General features: G+C 48.6%; 14 protein-coding genes. 1 reads left to right on the top strand and 13 read right to left on the bottom strand.

The genetic code is table 11. The annotated features are described in order from the left end of the window. Positions 1-133: 133 nt before the first annotated feature. The 8 genes from DW835_RS08815 to DW835_RS08780 form a co-directional block, all read right to left on the bottom strand. Positions 134-1,477, bottom strand: coding sequence for an extracellular solute-binding protein (locus tag DW835_RS08815; RefSeq protein ID WP_243037108.1), 1,344 nt, complete (start codon positions 1,475-1,477; stop codon positions 134-136). 274 nt (positions 1,478-1,751) lie between these two features. After that, on the bottom strand, positions 1,752-2,768 hold the full coding sequence (locus DW835_RS08810; protein ID WP_118730994.1) for a LacI family DNA-binding transcriptional regulator: 1,017 nt from the start codon (positions 2,766-2,768) through the stop codon (positions 1,752-1,754). Positions 2,769-3,055: 287 nt separating this feature from the next. Next, positions 3,056-4,918: a S8 family peptidase gene (locus DW835_RS08805; protein WP_118730993.1), complete on the bottom strand. Its 1,863-nt coding sequence runs from the start codon at positions 4,916-4,918 to the stop codon at positions 3,056-3,058. Positions 4,919-4,990: 72 nt separating this feature from the next. Beyond that, positions 4,991-5,392 (bottom strand): bacteriohemerythrin, encoded by a 402-nt coding sequence (locus DW835_RS08800; RefSeq protein ID WP_118730992.1) that lies wholly within the window; start codon positions 5,390-5,392, stop codon positions 4,991-4,993. Positions 5,393-5,516: 124 nt separating this feature from the next. Beyond that, a complete protein-coding gene (locus tag DW835_RS08795) occupies positions 5,517-6,878 on the bottom strand; it encodes a M18 family aminopeptidase (protein ID WP_118731006.1) in 1,362 nt (453 codons plus the stop codon). 61 nt (positions 6,879-6,939) lie between these two features. Next, entirely contained in the window at positions 6,940-7,884 is a 945-nt protein-coding gene (locus tag DW835_RS08790) for a GDP-L-fucose synthase (protein WP_279221282.1), read from the bottom strand. 31 nt (positions 7,885-7,915) lie between these two features. After that, positions 7,916-8,971, bottom strand: a complete 1,056-nt coding sequence (gene gmd / locus DW835_RS08785) for a GDP-mannose 4,6-dehydratase (RefSeq protein WP_118730991.1) — start codon at positions 8,969-8,971, stop codon at positions 7,916-7,918. Positions 8,972-9,000: 29 nt separating this feature from the next. Continuing rightward, on the bottom strand, positions 9,001-9,552 hold the full coding sequence (locus DW835_RS08780; protein ID WP_117465914.1) for a DJ-1 family glyoxalase III: 552 nt from the start codon (positions 9,550-9,552) through the stop codon (positions 9,001-9,003). Positions 9,553-9,762: 210 nt separating this feature from the next. Here DW835_RS08780 and DW835_RS08775 point away from each other — a divergent pair, with 210 nt between their 5' ends. Further along, positions 9,763-10,272, top strand: a complete 510-nt coding sequence (locus DW835_RS08775) for a CYTH domain-containing protein (RefSeq protein WP_117465915.1) — start codon at positions 9,763-9,765, stop codon at positions 10,270-10,272. Between the two features lie 71 nt (positions 10,273-10,343). Here DW835_RS08775 and DW835_RS08770 read toward each other — a convergent pair whose 3' ends face one another. The 5 genes from DW835_RS08770 to DW835_RS08750 all read right to left on the bottom strand — a co-directional run bounded on the left by DW835_RS08770 (position 10,344) and on the right by DW835_RS08750 (position 17,447). After that, positions 10,344-12,113 carry a methyl-accepting chemotaxis protein gene (locus DW835_RS08770; RefSeq protein ID WP_118730990.1) on the bottom strand — a complete coding sequence of 590 codons (1,770 nt, stop codon included), beginning with the start codon at positions 12,111-12,113 and terminating at the stop codon, positions 10,344-10,346. Positions 12,114-12,192: 79 nt separating this feature from the next. After that, positions 12,193-13,383: a multiple monosaccharide ABC transporter permease gene (mmsB, locus tag DW835_RS08765; protein ID WP_117465917.1), complete on the bottom strand. Its 1,191-nt coding sequence runs from the start codon at positions 13,381-13,383 to the stop codon at positions 12,193-12,195. Next, the gene (gene mmsA / locus DW835_RS08760) at positions 13,380-14,924 is read right to left on the bottom strand and encodes a multiple monosaccharide ABC transporter ATP-binding protein (protein ID WP_117465918.1); all 1,545 of its coding nucleotides are present in this window, start codon (positions 14,922-14,924) and stop codon (positions 13,380-13,382) included. The genes mmsB and mmsA overlap by 4 nt, the downstream gene beginning before the upstream one ends. 136 nt (positions 14,925-15,060) lie before the next feature. Continuing rightward, positions 15,061-16,206, bottom strand: coding sequence for a multiple monosaccharide ABC transporter substrate-binding protein (chvE, locus tag DW835_RS08755; RefSeq protein ID WP_117465919.1), 1,146 nt, complete (start codon positions 16,204-16,206; stop codon positions 15,061-15,063). A 224-nt stretch (positions 16,207-16,430) separates the two neighbouring features. Then, positions 16,431-17,447, bottom strand: a complete 1,017-nt coding sequence (locus DW835_RS08750; RefSeq protein WP_118503596.1) for a substrate-binding domain-containing protein — start codon at positions 17,445-17,447, stop codon at positions 16,431-16,433. Between the last annotated feature and the right edge of the window lie 5 nt (positions 17,448-17,452).

Raw genomic sequence — 17,452 nt, 5'->3', positions numbered from 1 at the left:
AAAAAAGGCATCCCTCCACTACGTATTATTGTTCATAGCTTCAGGACGCCTTTCTATTCTCTGTATTCGTTCTGCACCAGAACGTTTTCATCATTCATTTGTAACAGAACCGGAACAGATCATCTTCCCAAACTTATTCAGCGGGTACGGAAACACCTTCTACCAGCTCATCCAGTGCTGCCTGGATACCAGCTTCATCATCAGCCTTCAGCTGACCCTGAGCTACTTTCTCACCGAAGGTAGCGGTAGGATCCCAGTACTTGCCACCGACGATCTGAACTACACCATAAGCGGACTGCTCAGCCAGAGCTGCGATAGCGGTATTGGAAGAAACTTCCTCGGAACCTGCTACGTTGATATTGGAAGGTCCGATCTCTCTCTCTGCGAAACGTACTGCCTGGTTGTCTTCGTTGGTGATCCAGTCAGCCAGCAGAGTTGCCCATCCTGCATTTGCAGAATACTTGTTAACACCTACCAGTTTGAAGCCTGCTACAGAGCCCTGCTGGATCTGCTTGTCGCCACAGGTATAGGTAGGAAGCTTGGTAGCTGCGTAGCCATCACCAAAAGCGGTCTGAGCTGCGGTTGCATCCCAGGTACCGGAAACTACTGCACACAGATCACCGGAAGCGATCTGGTTAGATACGTCACCATCAGCGATCGGAAGGAATGCGCTGTTGCCGGTGATGTTCAGCATAGCCTGTACCACCTGTACACCGGTAACGCCATCAGCGCTGGTGCCGTTCCAGTCCATAGCAGTGCTGCCGTCATCATTCAGTGCGGTAGTGAAGCCTGCACCATAGAAGAAGGAAGCGTTATACCAACCGGAAGCAAGAGTCATACCAACCTTCTTGCCAGCCTTATCAGCTGCTGCAAGTAAGGTATCCCAGCTCTGTGCATCTTCGGGAGTTACTAAAGTGGAATTGTAATATAAGAAATAACCGTTATCAGCACTCATAGGGAATGCATACAGTGTGCCGTCCTTGGTTGCTGCATCTACAGAACCGGGAGCATTTGCGCTCTTAACATCAGCTACGCTCTTGCCTGCATAAGCTTCCAGAGCTGCATCCATTTCATCAACGGACTGCAGGGCACCTGCATTTACCAGATCGATCAGCTGATCAGATGCGAAAGCATACACATCAGCAGCAGCCTCAATATCGGCTAAAACAGTATCCTTAGCTGTGGACTCGGATTCGGTACCAAGCTGGATATCGAAGTTTGCATAATCTGCATAATGCTCCTTGAAGGAATCGATCATGCCCTGTAACATGGTCTGATCTTCCTCAGCACCCCAGATTCTCAGGGTAACGTCCTGCTTCTCAGCGGGAGCGGTCTGCTGTGCAGCCTCGGTGGTGGTTGCTGCTGCAGAAGTTGCTGTGGTATCTGTTCCGGCATTTGCAGAAGCATCAGAGTTTCCACAAGCTACCAGAGAGAATGCCATAGTCAGTGACATTGCTAAAGCGACTAACTTTTTCATTTTGTTATCCTCCTGTTTTGTTTTGCAAGTTTGTGCGTATTGCGCAACCGCTTGTCTACAATAATAGTTTAGCAACATTTCCTTATGTTGTCAATTTATAATAATGACTGATATTGAGATCTAAAATTGTATATTTTGCACAAATGTGCTTTGAAACCATTGATTTTACAGGGTTTTCTGCATACCTGTTTTTTGTAAAAAGTAGTTTTTCTCTTCATTTTTGGGGAAAAATTTAGGAAAACGTTTTTCTAAGTCATGGCTTTCCGCATCAAACTCAGCCCTTCGTAGACTCTTTCAAGATGATCTCATAGTCCAGAAGTGTCTTGTCCGGAACCGTTTTCCCGTGAATCATGTCCAGCAGCACCTGACAGGATCTCCTGCCTAGCTCTGTGATATTGAATTTCAGGGAAGTCACTGTAACGGGATAGTTCTCCAGGATACGACTGTAATGGCAGGATGCCACTTTCATCTGATCCGGGATCCGCACACCCATGTGAGAAAGCTTTCTTACCACCTCATCGCAGATGTAGTCATCCTGGCACAAAATACACTCCACACCGCTCTTTTTCAGCTCTTCCACGGCCTTTTCCACCATAGCCTTGCTGCTCAAGTCCGTGTAGACCAGATCCGGATTCAGCTTGCGTTTGCCTTTGCGGTAAGCTTCCTCATAGCCCTGATATCTGCAACGGTTGACCATCTGATCCATATCACTGCCCAGATATGCAATATTCTGTATGCCCTTGGCAAACAGTACCGTCACCAGTTCTCTGCAGGCTCCCACATTGTCGTGGTCCACCTGTACCACATCATCGTCAGGGATTTTTCCCACTGCAACGAAAGGAATCTGCTTCTGTTTCAGGAATTTTACATATTTATCGTTCTCATAGGTCCTGGTAAGGATCATTCCGTCCACTTTCCGGTTTTTGATCAGCCGCTCCAGCGGTCTGGTATCGTTTCCATTCGTCGTCACCACGATAATATCGTAGTCATTGGCCTGTGCCACCTCTTCCACACCGTACATACAGGTATGGAAAAAGGGGATATCCACCAGGGTATTGACCTCCGGCAGGATAATTGCGATATTATTGGTCCTGGACTGTGCCAGGCTCTGTGCTGCCGCATTGGGATAAAAGCCATGTTCTTCTATGTAGTCGAGAATCCGGTCTCTGGTAGCGGCCCCAATACGGCCTTTCCCTGAGATTGCCCTGGAAACCGTGCTGGCAGACACCCCCAGTTCTCTCGCTACATCATGAATCGTCATCGCCTTGTCATTCTCTGAATGATTGTTCATATCAAGTCACGCCTTTCCGTGACCTGCAATCCTCGGATTGCAGACACACTATTCTCCCCATCCTTTGCGCAATCTGTTTTTTTCATATCTTTTTATTGCCATTTTATGCGCAAACGATTGTTCATGTTTATAGTAGCATCTTAAGATGTGGCTTTCAATGCACCTTTTTACACAAATTCCCTTTTTATTTCTATACAATAGTTACAAAAGGGCAGGTTTTTCTGAAGTTATTTAAGCTATTTTACAGGGATCCAGTTCCGGAACTGTTTCCATTTTTTCTAATTGTGCTAATTTTCAGGAAAGCTATCCGCCACGCACAGTTTCCCATACCCCACCCGGTCATTGGGGTATTCTATCTCTCCCCGCAGGGGTCTTGCGCCTTTTCTGAGACAGGCTTTGACCTTTTCTCCGTAGAGGAAGGGATCATTCCCCTGCACGATCCCCCATTCCATCAAAAGCGCTGCCGCACCACTAACAATGGGCGCTGCGAAGGAGGTGCCGGTCACGGGAGTAAAACTGCCGTAGACATCCGGAGCCTGGATATTCACACCGGGAGCCACAAGATCCGGCTTGGTCAGTCCCGCAGCAGCCACACCAATGGTTCTTGTGCTATCCGCATAGCCTCTGCCGGAGAAATCGGCATAGGTATCATAGACCTGGTCATAGGCTCCCACGGTGATCACCTTGGCTGCGGTAGACGGAATGGTCAGTGTCACCTGGGGTGTGGCACGGTAGAATCCGGTACTCTCCCCGATTCCGCTTCCCGCTGGGAGATACAGATAATATTGTCCTGTCACAGTCACTACCGGTTCCAGCCGGATTGTCCAGATCCCTGCATTGATGTAGCTTCCCTCTGCCGGGATCATGTCCAGATAGATTTCCTGTGCCACCGCATAGGGCAGAGGCTCTCCCAGATAAACCAGTATTCTAGTCTGTTCCAATTCCAGCGTGTATTTTCCTCCCTGGATATTTGTGGACAATTCTGCTTCCTCACCTCCCGGGGCCTGCAGTCTTATCCGGAACACATCGCTGTAATTTTTCCATAGCTGTATATTCAGGTTTCTCTCATAATTGCCCACAGCCAGTTCCACGCGGCCGTCCCTTGTTATATTGCCGGCAAAATGTCCTCTGGCGGCTCCTTCGTTGCCGCTGCCCACGCATATCACCGTCCTGCCGATCTCCGAAGCATTGTCCAGGAACCTCTCCAACAGAGAACTTCCATCGTGGGAACCGTAGCTGTTGCCGAAGCTCAAATTGATGACAAGAGGCATATTTAACTGTCTGGCTTTCCGCAGCGCATAAGTAACGCCTCGCATAATCTCCGTGGTCCGGGGAAAACCTTCCTCCCTGGGAAGTCCCAGTTTCACGATGATCAGTTCCGCCTCCGGGGCTGCCCCGGTATAGAGACCGTCCGCACTTCTCCCGGCGGCAATCCCTGCCACTGCCGTTCCGTGGCCGGTCAGATCCCTGCTGGGGATCAGGCCGTACCGTTCCAGTACACTGCTGTTCAGTGTCCGGTTGATTTCCTCCTCCGTATATTCAGTCCCGATGGGAAATCCATCCGGTGTCCTCCCATATCCCGTATCGCCCGTTTCCTCCGGCGCTATCTGATTCTGTGGCAATGTCGGATTCCGCAGCGTCTCCTGCTCCCGTGATGCGGCCTGCTTTCCCGGAATTGTCTGATCCCATGGTATCGTCTGATCCCATAGATACCGTATCCTCGTACTGCCATCTGCCTTGCGGAACACCTCCAGATCCCAGGTGATCCCGGAATCCAATACAGCCAAAAGAACGCCCCTTCCATTCAGAAAAGGCGTTCTTCTTGTCACCGGTGGAAAGCAGGATGCGCCGTCCGGATCTGTCTGCTGATAGTAAAACCGCTTAGGCTTCTCCACATACTCGATCTCCGGAGTCTCCGATACGGTATCTACCAGTGTCTCCGGTACCGTAAGGATCGCATATCCGGCAATCAGCTCTTCCACCACAATATTCTGTTCCCGCAGTCCGTCCAGACTGCCATGATATTTTACGATCAGCTCCCAGCTGCGGCTCTCCGCACTGTAACCGACATTCAGACTTTCCGTCTGTTCCCGTTCTTCCTCCGGGGTCTCCAATGCAAGATTCAGGATGTTTTCCAGTTTCTGGTCCATGGGCACTCCCCATTACTTCCGCTTCTTACATCTTATGTCCCATGTGGGAAATCATTCCGGAAAAGTCAGGTCTTACGCCTCTTTCGGAATCTGTCCATCCACATGAAGGATATGGTTAATCAGCCAGTCTGTCAGGTAATTCAGAATATCCATGATCTGCTCATCCTGATTTTCTTCATCTTTCTCATGCTGATCAATAAATTCATCCAGTTTGTTGATAAATTCCTGATGCTGAATCTTCTGGGTAAAAATCTTTTTGTACTGGATGGATTCCATATACGCTTCTTCATCCGCAAAATGCTTTGCGGTATAGTCGCGCAGCTTCTGTAAAATTGCGTCAATGTGATCGTACTTATCCGGAGTAAATTCCTCTTGCAGCAGTTCGTATGCTTCACCGGCATAGTCAAACAACTGTTTATGCTCCTGATCGATCATGTCAATTCCAATATAGTATTCCGGTTTCATTTCAAACATAACTTCAGCCTTCTTTCGTATCTTTTTTGTATCTTTTCCTGCATCCTAAATATGCACTTTTCGTGCAGAACTTTCAAGTGCTTCCACGCTTTTTATACTTTTTTAAGAATTCCCGCTGCCAAAATCATTCGCCCCAGAATTCCTTCAGCGCCCGGACCGCATATTCCGTATCCTTCATACCTGCTGTCTCCACAGCGGAATGCATGGCCAGCTGAGGCAGTCCGATATCCACGCTGGACACTGATACATGTGCGGTGGAAATATTGCCGAGAGTGGAACCTCCCGCAATGTCGGAACGGTTGGCATAAGTCTGGTAAGGTACCTTCGCCCGTTCGCAGTAATCCTTCATCTTCGCTGCCGAAATACCGTCAGTGGTGTATTTCTGGCTACCATGATATTTAATGACGATTCCGCCGTTTAGATACGGGCGGTTGGCAGGGTCTGCTTTTTCCGGATGGTTGGGATGTACCGCATGGGCATTGTCCGCAGAGATCAGGAAGCTGTCTGCCACCCAGCGCAGATAGGTGCTGTGCCCCTCCTGCAGTCCCTCTGTGATCCGCTGTAAAGTATCTTCCAGAAAAGTGGAATCGGCGCCCTGTCTGGTACCGCTTCCTACTTCTTCATTATCAAATACTGCACAGAGATTGATATATTCTGCAGGTGTACTCTCCGTAAAAGCTTTTGTCAGGGCAAAAGCGCTCTGCAGATCATCCAGTCTGGGAGACAACACGAATTCTCCCTTTGCTCCTATCATTTTTCCTTCCTGTCTGGTGTACAGGAACAGGTCTTCTCCGAGAATCGTCTCAGCATCCACGCCTGCCGCTTCTGCTGCCAGCGCTGCCAGTGTGGGCTTCTCTACTGCTTCCGGCTGTTCCTCCGCATTCTCCGATGCGGTCTGTGCATCGTATGTAGTATGTGCATCATATTCGTCAAATGATACGTCCGCAAGCAAAGGCAGCAGATCCACCTGGGGATTGTACTCCACACCCTTGTTCATTTCCCGGTTCATATGGATGGCCACATTGGGGATCACGCAGAGATCTCTGTCGATATTCACCAGTCTGCCCTCGATACCGTTCCCGTTCTTCACAACCAGTCTGCCAGCGACGGAGAGTGGTCTGTCCAACCAGGTGGACAGGATCATGCCGCCGTATTTTTCAGTATTTAACCGCAGATAATGTTCCTCCACGGTCAATTCCGGCTTCTCTTTGATCTTAAAGCAGGGGGAATCACTGTGGGCTGCTGCCATATGAAAGCCCCTGATGCTGACCTCCTTTTCCGGAATCGCAAACGCAATAACGGAAGAATCATTGCGCTCCGTATAATACCGTCCGCCCTTTTCCAGTTTCCATTCTTCCTTTTCCTGTAACTGCTGAAAGCCTGCTGCCTCCAGCATCCTTCCGATATTGGCCACTGCATGAAAACAGGTAGGACTTATTCTTATAAATTCCAGCATCTCCTGTGCTGTCTTCCGAAAATCATTCATTCTGTTCACTTCATCCTTTCCCGGGCCGTCTGTCTGCCTGCGCTGTTCGTGCCCGGAACCATTAGCGTTCCGCACGCATGGGATTATTGAGGAAATCCTCATAAGTCAGACGGATACCTTCTTCCAGCTCCGTCGTATAATGGTAGCCCAGGCTTTCCAGTTTGCTGACATCCAGAAGCTTTCTGGGAGTTCCATCCGGCTTGCTGGGATCCCATTTGATCTCCCCAGTATAACCTACTACCTTCGCTACCAGTTCCGTCAGTTCCCGGATGGTCAGTTCCTTGCCGGTTCCCAGATTCACTGTCTCATCGCCGCTGTAGGTATTCATCAGATACACGCAGGCATCTGCCAGATCATCCACATAGAGAAATTCCCGCAGTGGGGTTCCTGTTCCCCAGCAGACTACTTCCTTTGCGCCGGATACTTTTGCCTCATGGAAGCGGCGGATCAGCGCCGGAAGCACATGGCTGTGGGTGGGATGATAATTGTCGTTGGGCCCGTACAGATTCGTGGGCATGACACTGATATAATCGGTTCCGTACTGTCTGTTCAGGAACTCGCAGTATTTCAGTCCGGAGATCTTCGCCAGTGCATATGCCTCATTGGTTTTCTCCAGCTCAGAAGTCAACAGGCAGCTCTCCTTCATAGGCTGCGGTGCCATACGGGGATAGATACAGCTGCTGCCCAAAAACATCAGCTTCTTGCAGTTGTTCTGCCATGCCGCATGGATCACATTCATCTCCAAGATCATATTTTCATACATGAAATCCGCCAGTGCCTCACTGTTGGCCATGATGCCGCCCACCTTGGCTGCGGCCAGGAACACATAGTCCGGCTTCTCCCTGGAAAAAAATTCCTCCACGGCAACCTGTCTGCACAGATCCAGTTCCTTATGGCTGCGGGTGATGATATTGGTATATCCGTTTCTCTGGAGTGCTCTACAAATAGCACTTCCTACCATACCCTTGTGGCCGGCTACATATATTTTTGCGTCTTTTTCCATGATATTACAGTACTTCCTCTCTTTATTTCTCCTGTTATTCCGCGGTTTCCTCCAACACTACCGCTTCAGCCTTTGCCAGCTTCAGATCGTGCTCTGCCATCAGACGGCACAGTTCCTCGTAGCTGGTTCTCTGGGGATTCCATCCCAGCACCGTGCGGGCCTTCGTCGGATCTCCCCACAGATTGACCACATCCGTGGGACGGTAAAAGGCCTCGCTGACCTCCACCACCACCTTGCCGTTGGCCTTGTTGATTCCTTTTTCATGGATACCGCTGCCCTGCCATTCCAGTTCGATTCCCACATAATGGAATGCCAGTGTGGTAAATTCTCTTACGGTATGCTGTACACCGGTGGCAATAACGAAGTCCTCCGGCTTGTCATGCTGCAGCATCAGCCACATGCATTCCACATAGTCCTTCGCATAGCCCCAGTCTCTCTTGGAATCCAGATTGCCCAGATAGAGTTTATCCTGGATACCGCAGGCGATTCTGCCGGCTGCCAGTGTGATCTTACGGGTAACGAAAGTCTCTCCCCGGCGCTCGGATTCATGGTTGAACAGAATGCCGTTGACTGCGAACATATTATACGCTTCTCTGTATTCCTTCACGATCCAGAAGCCGTACTGTTTTGCCACCGCATAGGGGCTGTAGGGATGGAACGGGGTGTTCTCATTCTGAGGCACTTCTTCCACTCGGCCATAGAGTTCGGATGTGGATGCCTGATAAATACGGCAGGTCTCGGCCAGTCCCACCATACGCACAGCCTCCAGAATCCGCAGCACGCCCAGTGCATCTACATCTCCGGCATATTCCGGTGCCTCAAAGCTTACCTGTACATGGCTCTGCGCTCCCAGATTGTAGATCTCATCCGGTCTGACTTCTCCGATGATACGTACCAGACTGGTAGAATCCGTCATATCTCCACCGTGGAGAACGATCTTATCCTCCCGGATCAGATGGTCGATACGACCGGTATTGCTGATGGAAGATCTGCGGATCAGTCCATGCACTTCATATCCTTTTTCCAGCAGGAACTCTGCCAGATAAGAGCCGTCCTGTCCGGTAATTCCTGTAATTAATGCTTTTTTCATTCTTTGTCCTCGTCTTTCTCTTCAGCTGCTTACGGCTGAAATACAATAGCGTGGGCGCAGGCATCTGCCTTATCCTGTCCACAGAATACACCGGCGATCGCCAGTCCGAAGGGGATGGAAGTCCCCATTCCGCGGGAAGTGATCACGTTACCGTCCACTTCCACGGGGCCTGCAGTCACAGCCGCACCTTCCAGATGATCCTCGAAGCAGGGATAGGCGCATGCTCTCTTTCCCTTCAGGATTCCTCTGTGTCCGAAGATACTGGGAGCCGCACAGATTGCCGCAATGTATTTTCCCGATGCATAAAAAGCATCGATCTGCTGCATCAGGGGCTCACAGGCCTCCAGATTCTTCGTTCCCTGTCCGCCACCGGGCAATACCAGACAATCATATTCCTCAAAATTCACCTGGGACAATGTCATATCCGCAGTCACCGGAATCTTATGTGATCCCATCACCTGTTTTTCTTCCGTAATGGACACCATATCAATGGTCAGTCCACATCTGCGGCAGATATCCACTACCGTCAGACCTTCTATTTCCTCAAACCCATTTGCCAGAAAAATCGCTATCTTACTCATGGTTTTCCCTCGCTTTCCGTTTTGTTTTCTGTCTCATTTGCAAGTCATATACTCTGACTTTGCACAGTTATGATTAGTATACACAATTTGGAAGCGTAATTCAATTCCCATGGGCAGATATTTGCAGATTTCACTGTATTTTCAAGGAAAATCATGTTATACTAAAGAAGTGTTTTTAAGTCTTAATTACAGAAGCGAGGCATTAATACTATGGAAATCGAGCGAAAGTTTACCCTGAAATCCTTACCCGACAATCTGGAAAGCTATCCTTCTCATCATATCGAGCAGGTATATCTGAATTATAATCCTGTGGTCAGAGCCAGAAAACAGGATGATGAATATTATCTCACTTACAAAGGCAGCGGCATGATGGCCAGAGATGAGAGCAATCTTCCGCTGAACGAGGCATCTTATTATCATTTACGGGAAAAAGCCGATGGCAGCGTAATCTCCAAAAGACGCTATCTGATCCCTCTGGAGCATCCCGGATTCAAAGAAGGCTTTCCCACTCCTCCGGCAGATTATTCCCTGACCATCGAGCTGGATGTTTTTGATGCCCCCTTCGCCCCTCTGATCATGGCAGAAGTGGAGTTTGGAAGTAAAGAAGCAGCAGAGGCTTTCGTCCCTCCCGCATGGTTTGACAAAGATGTCACCTACTGCAAGGAATACCACAATTCCTATCTGGCTCTGGAGCTGCATCACGCTCCGGAAAATTCCTAAAATGTAACTGCAGTCATTCAAAATGCACGGTAATTCCCCATCGGGAATCCCGTGCATTTTATTTTTTCTGTCTATACCACTGTAAAACAGCGGATACTTTCTTTCAACTGTCCCACTGCACCGGTCAGATCATCCACCGCATAGGAAATATCCTTCATCTCCTGCTGTAATCCCCGGTTGTTGTTCTTTACCACCGCCAGCTTTTCCGTACTGTCCTCCACGGTTGCTTCCATCTGTGAGTTAGCACTATTGACATTCTGCAGTACCGACAACAGTTCATCGATCTTCTGTCGGAATTCATTCATCATCTCATCCACATGATCCGCAGCCTCATGATAATTTGTGCCCGTATCCTCCAGAGCATCGTAATCTCTCATGACTCTGGTATTCATAAAATCCAAAAGTTTTGTAGCATTTTCGGAAAGTTCTTCCACGCTTTCCACTACCCGGTTACTTATCTCCTGGATATTATTGGCTGACTCTCTGGAGCTGTCTGCGAGCTTGCGGATCTCCTCCGCCACGACTGCGAATCCCCGGCCTGCTTCTCCTGCTCTGGCAGCCTCGATAGACGCATTCAGTGCCAGCAGATTCGTTGTTCCAGCAATTCCCAGGATTTCTTCCGTCAGTTCCGTGATCTTGTGGATCTGCCTGCTGTTGGCGATGGACTCCGTCATTGCCGTGTCGATCTCCTTCATCACCCGGGTTGCCTCCTGCTTACTCGCCACCGCCGTTGCCTTCATTTTTCCGGCCCTATCCTTGATATCCGCCGCATAATTGCGTCCATCCTGTGCCACCTCCAGCATGTTCTCCACCGTGGTATCCAGCACCCCGGTATCCTGTTGCACCCCTACGATAGCCTCCGTGACAGACTGCATGCCACCAGCCATCACTCCCAGCTTCTTGGTGGTGTCCTCCGCGGTGGCATTTACCTTTTCCACATTGGAGATAATACCGGTCTGTTTTTCCTCCATATGTCCGCAGCTCTCGGTAATCGCCCTTATGATGGTCTGCATCTGCGCCACCAGATCATTGATGGCCATGGATAATCTGCCGACTTCATCCCCCGATTTCACCCGGATCCGTCTGGTGATGTCACCTCTGTTATTGCGAATGCCCTCCACCAGTTCATCCACCTGCCTCGTAGCATATTTCACCGGACCGATGACCCAGATCCGCAATCCCAGCATGATCACCACGACTACTGCAAGCAGTACCAGACTTGCCACCGCCACAATCATGGGCACTCTGGCCGCACGCTGCTCCATCTGTCCCTGTGCCTGTGCCATCTGCTCTCCGGTGATCTCCAGCATCTGATTCATATAACTTTCAATATGTTCATTGAACATCGGCAGATTCGATGTGGCGGACACATAGGCCTGCGTCTTATTCTCTGCACTGGTGACCAGCAGACTCTCCACGGTCTTTTTGTATTTTGCCAGTTCCGCAGAAGCACTGTCAAACGCCTCTCTCCGGGCATCCCCCTCAGACAGCAGTCCTTCGAACTCCGTCATCTGTTGTTCCATATCAGTGATCTCCTGCAGGATCTTATCCGACAAATTATCCATTGTCACACTGTTGGTGGTCATGACATGGGTCAGCACCTGCCCGTTAATGTAAGTAAACTGTCTGGAAAGCTCCGAGATTTTCTCCTGTTCAGCCACCTGACCGGCCACGATTTCATCGTTGGTTACAATGACCGATTGCAGTGTCTGCACCAGCACTCCCATACAGCTGAGTGCAGCAACTGCCAGCAGCAGTAAAAGCGTCACGATCTTGACTCCGATCCCGACTCCTTTTTTCTGCTTTCCTTCCCGCTTCTTCCGTTCTTTTCCCTTATTCATGCTCTTCTCCTCCGCCCAATACCATCAAAAGGGCCTGCAGCGCATATGCACCGGGCCCTTTTGATTAGATATGTAGAAATTAATTCTTGGCAATTAATTTTCCACCACGTTTGGATACAACATCGAAGATAACTGCTGCCAGAAGTACCAGACCCTTGACTACCTTCTGCATATTCTGATCGACACCCATCAGAGACATACCCAGGTTAATAACACCCATCAGTACAGCACCTACGATAACTCCGGGTACAGTTCCGGTTCCGCCGTATGCGGAAGCACCGCCGATGAAGCAGGAACCGATGGCATCCATTTCATAGTTCTGTCCGTATGTCGGCTGTGCGGAAGTCATACGTGCAATGGTTACCATACCAGCTAACGCTGCCAGGAATCCCATGTTCATATAAGCCAGGAAATAAACCTTGTTGGTATTGATACCGGATAATTTGGTGGCCTTCTCATTACCGCCCACTGCGTAGAAATAACGTCCCACAGTAGTGTTGGAAGTGATGTAACCATATACCATGATAACAATCAGTACCCAGATCAATACGCTGGGAATACCTTTGTGCTGTGCCAGACGATAGCTGAATGCCAGGATCACTGCAGCGATCACTACGATTTTGCCGATCGTGGAACCCATGCTGGGAGCTTCGTATCCTTTTTTCACCTTGTCGGCTCTATTCTTCAGCTGTAACACTGCAAAGATCACTGCAGCGATCACACCGGCAAATACACAGGTCAGATTGATGGGACCATTACCGAAGAAATCGGGAATATAACAGTCAGCACCGCCACCGAACAGATTTACGAATGTAGTGCAGTCCTTAATGGATACGGTCATACCCTGCAGGACTACGTTGCTTAATCCTCGAAAAGCCAGCATGCCGGCCAATGTCACGATGAAAGGCGGGATTCTCACATAAGCGATCCAGAAACCCTGGAAAGCACCGATCAGTGTACCGATAGCAAACATGATCAGAATAGCCAGCCACATGTTCATTTTCATGTTGACCATGAGTACCGCTCCGATGGCACCGACGAAACATACAACAGATCCAACGGACAGATCGATGTTACCGCCGGTCAGGATACATAACAGCATACCGGTTGCCAGAATAAACACATATGCGTTCTGCGAGATCAGACTGCTGACATTCATGGGAAGCAGGATTGCTCCTCCGGTTCTCCATGCAAAAAATGCCGTAACCACGATCAGTACGAGGATCATGGTATATCTTTTTATAAAATCGAGGCCCTTTGTTTTATTCATGCCAATGCTCCTTTCTTACCGGCTGATAATATCTTGGACATGATAAGCTCCTGTGTTGCCTCACTGCCCGCCAGTTCTCCTACTATTTTTCCTTCGTTCATTACATAGATCCGGTCACACATGCCAAGGATCTCAGGCAGCTCCGAGGAGATCATGAGAACCGATTTTCCTTCTGCCACCAGTTGGTTAATGATGCAGTAGATTTCGTATTTTGCACCAACATCAATACCTCTCGTCGGCTCATCCAGGATCAGGATATCCGGATCTGTGAACATCCATTTTGCCAAAAGTACCTTCTGTTGATTACCGCCGCTTAAGTTTCCTACATTCTGCTCCACAGTTGGACATTTCGTATTCAGTTTGTTCTTGTAGTCTACCGCCACATTGTACTCTTTGTCTTTATCAATAACAGTATGTCTGCTGATGGCATCCAGATTTGCCAGAGTTGTATTAATCTTGATCGGGTTGCTCAGAATCAGTCCGTTGCCCTTTCGATCCTCCGTCACATATGCCAGATGATTTTTGATGGCTTCCTGTACAGTATTCAGCTGTACTTTTTTGCCGTTGATATACAGTTCGCCGCTGATATTGGAGCCATAGCTTTTTCCGAACAGGCTCATTGCCAGTTCCGTACGGCCCGCACCCATCAGTCCAGAGATACCTACTACTTCGCCTTTTCTGACATTGAGGTTAACGTTATCCACTACCTTACGGTCTGAGTACAGCGGATGATGTACCGTCCAGTCTTTTACTTCCATCAGGACCTCTCCGATCTTCGGCTCTCTCTTCGGGAATCGGTCAGCGATCTCTCTTCCTACCATTCCTTTGATGATCCGGCTCTCGGTAATATCATCTTTTCCCTTCACAAGCGTTTCGATGGTAGATCCGTCACGAATGACTGTGATCTTATCTGCCACATAAGAAATCTCATTCAGCTTATGAGAGATGATGATGGATGTCATTCCCTTTTTCTTGAGTTCCAGCATCAAATCTAACAGTGCTTTGGAATCTGTCTCGTTTAAAGATGCTGTAGGCTCATCCAGAATCAGCAATTTAGCGTTCTTTGCCAACGCCTTTGCAATCTCTACCAGCTGCTGCTTACCTACACCGATATCTTTTATCAATGTCTGGGGGCCTTCCTTCAGGCCTACGGTCTTTAACAGTTCCGCCGCCCTGGCATTGGTTTCATTCCAGTTGATTTTGTACTTATGTCCCCGTTCATTGCCAAGGAACATATTCTCCCCGATGGTCATATAGGGGATCAGCGCAAGTTCCTGATGAATAATAACGATACCTTTTTCCTCACTGTCCTTGATCTTGTCGAATTTGCAGATCTCACCATTATAGATGATATCGCCTTCATAAGATCCGTACGGATAAATACCGCTCAGTACATTCATAAGTGTGGACTTTCCTGCGCCGTTCTCGCCTACAAGGGCATGGATCTCTCCTTCTTCCACCTGCAGGTTTACATTGTCAAGTGCTTTTACACCGGGGAATGTTTTGGTTATATTTTTCATTTCCAGTAATATCTTTGCCAATGGTATCCCTCCCAAGTCTTGTTTCCACATTATCTAATCAAACATTTAAAATCTTATTCTTGCTTTACCCATGAATACAGCAGGCGGGAAACGCCCGCCTGCCGTAAGGATCCTTACAGATCCGTGTTATTATAAATTACTGTAAATCTGCCTCTGTATAGTAACCTGAATCGATGAGCAGTTCTTTGTAGTTGCTTGCATCAGCGAATACGGGCTCACACAGATAGGAAGGAATAACGCCGGTACCATTGTCGTAAGTTGTGGTATCGTTGACAGGTGCCTCGCCGCCCTTCATAACAGCGTCTACCATCTCTACAACCTTGGATGCCAGAGTACGGGTATCCTTGAAGATGGACATGGACTGCTTACCGGAGATCATGTTCTTAACGTTGGGCTTATCGCAGTCCTGACCGGTAATGATGGGCCACTCGCCGGTATAGTTAGCTTCCAGAGAGTTGGTAACACCAAGTGCGGTAGAGTCGTTGGAGCACAGCACTGCATCCAGCTTGGTTCCGTCTGCATAGTTTGCGGAAATGATAGCATCCATTCTGGACTGAGCGGTCTCAGTAGACCAGTTAGCGGTTGCAACGGTTTCGAAATCGGTCTGTCCGGATTTTACTACCAGCTTGCCTGCATCAATGTAGGGCTGCAGAACATCCATCGCACCACCGAAGAAGAATCTTGCATTGTTGTCGCCGGGGTCACCGGTTACTAACTCAATATTGAAAGGTCCTGCTGCGTTATCCAGATCCAGCTGGTCTCTGATGTATTCGCCCTGTTTGGTACCTACCATGTAGTTATCAAAGGTTGCATAATAGGTAACTGCATCGGAGTTCATGATCAGACGGTCATAAGCAATAACAGGAATGTCTTTTTCCTTAGCCTGCTCCAGAACAGTTCCGAGGGAATCACCATCGATAGATGCGATAACTAACATCTGGCATCCGGAGTTGATCATATTCTCGATCTGGGATACCTGTGTGGGAATATCGTTGGATGCGTACTGCAGATCAACTTCGTAGCCGGCTTCCTTCAGCTGGGCTTCCATGTTGGTACCATCCTGGTTCCATCTCTGCAGATCCTTGGTCGGCATTGCTACACCAATCTTACCGCCACCTGTTGTGGTAGTAGTGGAAGCATCTGTCTTTGCTTCTGCAGATGTTTCTGTCTTATTGTCCGTTGCCGGTGTGGTTGCCTGCTGTCCCCCATTGGATCCACATCCTGCAAGCATTGTAACAGCCATGGCTGTTGCCAGAAGTGTGCTTAATAATTTCTTCCTCATAAAAAGTAACCTCCCTTGTTTGGTTTGTTTTTGTTGCTAAATAGAGAATATCACAAATCCTATAGCATGATTTTATGACCTTCTGCACTTTTCCATCCTCTCTCCTGACAAAATCAAGGCTGTGCTAGCAATATCTTGTCTGCCAGCACAGCCTTGTCACCAAATTTTTCCTATTGTGTTTTTAGAATCTATCTCTTTTCCCCATTTTCAAAGTAAATCCAATATTATTTGGGCATTTCCGAGGGAATGTTCAGATAGACATCCTCTTTTAAGTGAAATCCGCTTCCGATGATCACATCATTCATATTGTTTTTATCCACACTGATCGGTTCCAGACCAATGTACGGAACTTCATATTTTCCATTCTCTATGGTTACCGTATCTCCTTCCGGCAACGGCTCTCCCTTTGCCAGAAGTACCGCACACTCCGCTGCCTTCTGCGACATTTTTTCCACCGGTTTGTAGACCGTCATGACCTGTGTCCCCTCGACAATGCGCTGGCACGCTTCCAGGTCGGCATCCTGCCCCACTACCATAATATCTCCTGCCAGTCTCTTTTCTTTCAGGGCATGTACCACTTTGCTTGCAAGATCATCATTGCCGCACATAATGGCATCCGCCTCCGAGACAATATCCATATGATCATAGATATACGTCCCCGCCAGTTCTGCTTTCCAGCCATCCGCATGCATAGAATCTAAGATCGTCACCTGATTGTCCTCCATGACCTTGCGAAAGCCCTTTTCCACCATAGCAACGTTGCTGTCCACGGCAGAGCCTCCCAGCATCAGCACATTTCCGCCGGCCAGACCGTTTTCCACCAGTGCCTCTCCCATCATGGTACCTACTCTTTCGTTGTCAAATGAGATATACAGGTCAATATCTGTATTCTGCAGCAGTCTGTCATAAGCAATGATCTTAATGCCGGCATCTTTCGCCCTCTGCACTTCCTCTGTTAATCCTTTGGAGTCAATGCATATCACAACGATCACGTCCATTCCTTTATCGATGAAGTAATTGATCTGCTTTTTCTGCTGCTCCAGATCACCGTTCGCATTCTGGACATTCACTTCCGCTCCCAACTCCTTTGCCGTTGAGACGAAAATGTCACGATCCCTCTGCCATCTTTCAATGACAAAAGAATCAAAGCTCATGCCGATCTGAATTTTATCATTTTCCGCGACTTCTCCCTGATCTTTTCCGGTTTCCAGATTTCCGCAGGCACAAAGCAATAACATCATCCCCA

It is taken from the genome of Clostridium sp. AM34-9AC (assembly GCF_003480225.1).
Taxonomy (GTDB): Bacteria; Bacillota; Clostridia; order Lachnospirales; family Lachnospiraceae; genus Acetatifactor; species Acetatifactor acetigignens.
This window is presented reverse-complemented; position numbering and strand designations above follow the sequence as displayed.

Coding starts and splice junctions, on each gene's coding strand:
- DW835_RS08780 (WP_117465914.1), bottom strand. CDS start 9,552: ATGAGTAAGATAGCGATTTTTCTGGCAAATGGGTTTGAGGAAATAGAA.
- chvE (WP_117465919.1), bottom strand. CDS start 16,206: ATGAGGAAGAAATTATTAAGCACACTTCTGGCAACAGCCATGGCTGTT.
- DW835_RS08750 (WP_118503596.1), bottom strand. CDS start 17,447: ATGATGTTATTGCTTTGTGCCTGCGGAAATCTGGAAACCGGAAAAGAT.
- DW835_RS08770 (WP_118730990.1), bottom strand. CDS start 12,113: ATGAATAAGGGAAAAGAACGGAAGAAGCGGGAAGGAAAGCAGAAAAAA.
- DW835_RS08775 (WP_117465915.1), top strand. CDS start 9,763: ATGGAAATCGAGCGAAAGTTTACCCTGAAATCCTTACCCGACAATCTG.
- gmd (WP_118730991.1), bottom strand. CDS start 8,971: ATGAAAAAAGCATTAATTACAGGAATTACCGGACAGGACGGCTCTTAT.
- DW835_RS08800 (WP_118730992.1), bottom strand. CDS start 5,392: ATGTTTGAAATGAAACCGGAATACTATATTGGAATTGACATGATCGAT.
- DW835_RS08805 (WP_118730993.1), bottom strand. CDS start 4,918: ATGGACCAGAAACTGGAAAACATCCTGAATCTTGCATTGGAGACCCCG.
- mmsB (WP_117465917.1), bottom strand. CDS start 13,383: ATGAATAAAACAAAGGGCCTCGATTTTATAAAAAGATATACCATGATC.
- DW835_RS08810 (WP_118730994.1), bottom strand. CDS start 2,768: ATGAACAATCATTCAGAGAATGACAAGGCGATGACGATTCATGATGTA.
- DW835_RS08795 (WP_118731006.1), bottom strand. CDS start 6,878: ATGAATGATTTTCGGAAGACAGCACAGGAGATGCTGGAATTTATAAGA.
- DW835_RS08815 (WP_243037108.1), bottom strand. CDS start 1,477: ATGAAAAAGTTAGTCGCTTTAGCAATGTCACTGACTATGGCATTCTCT.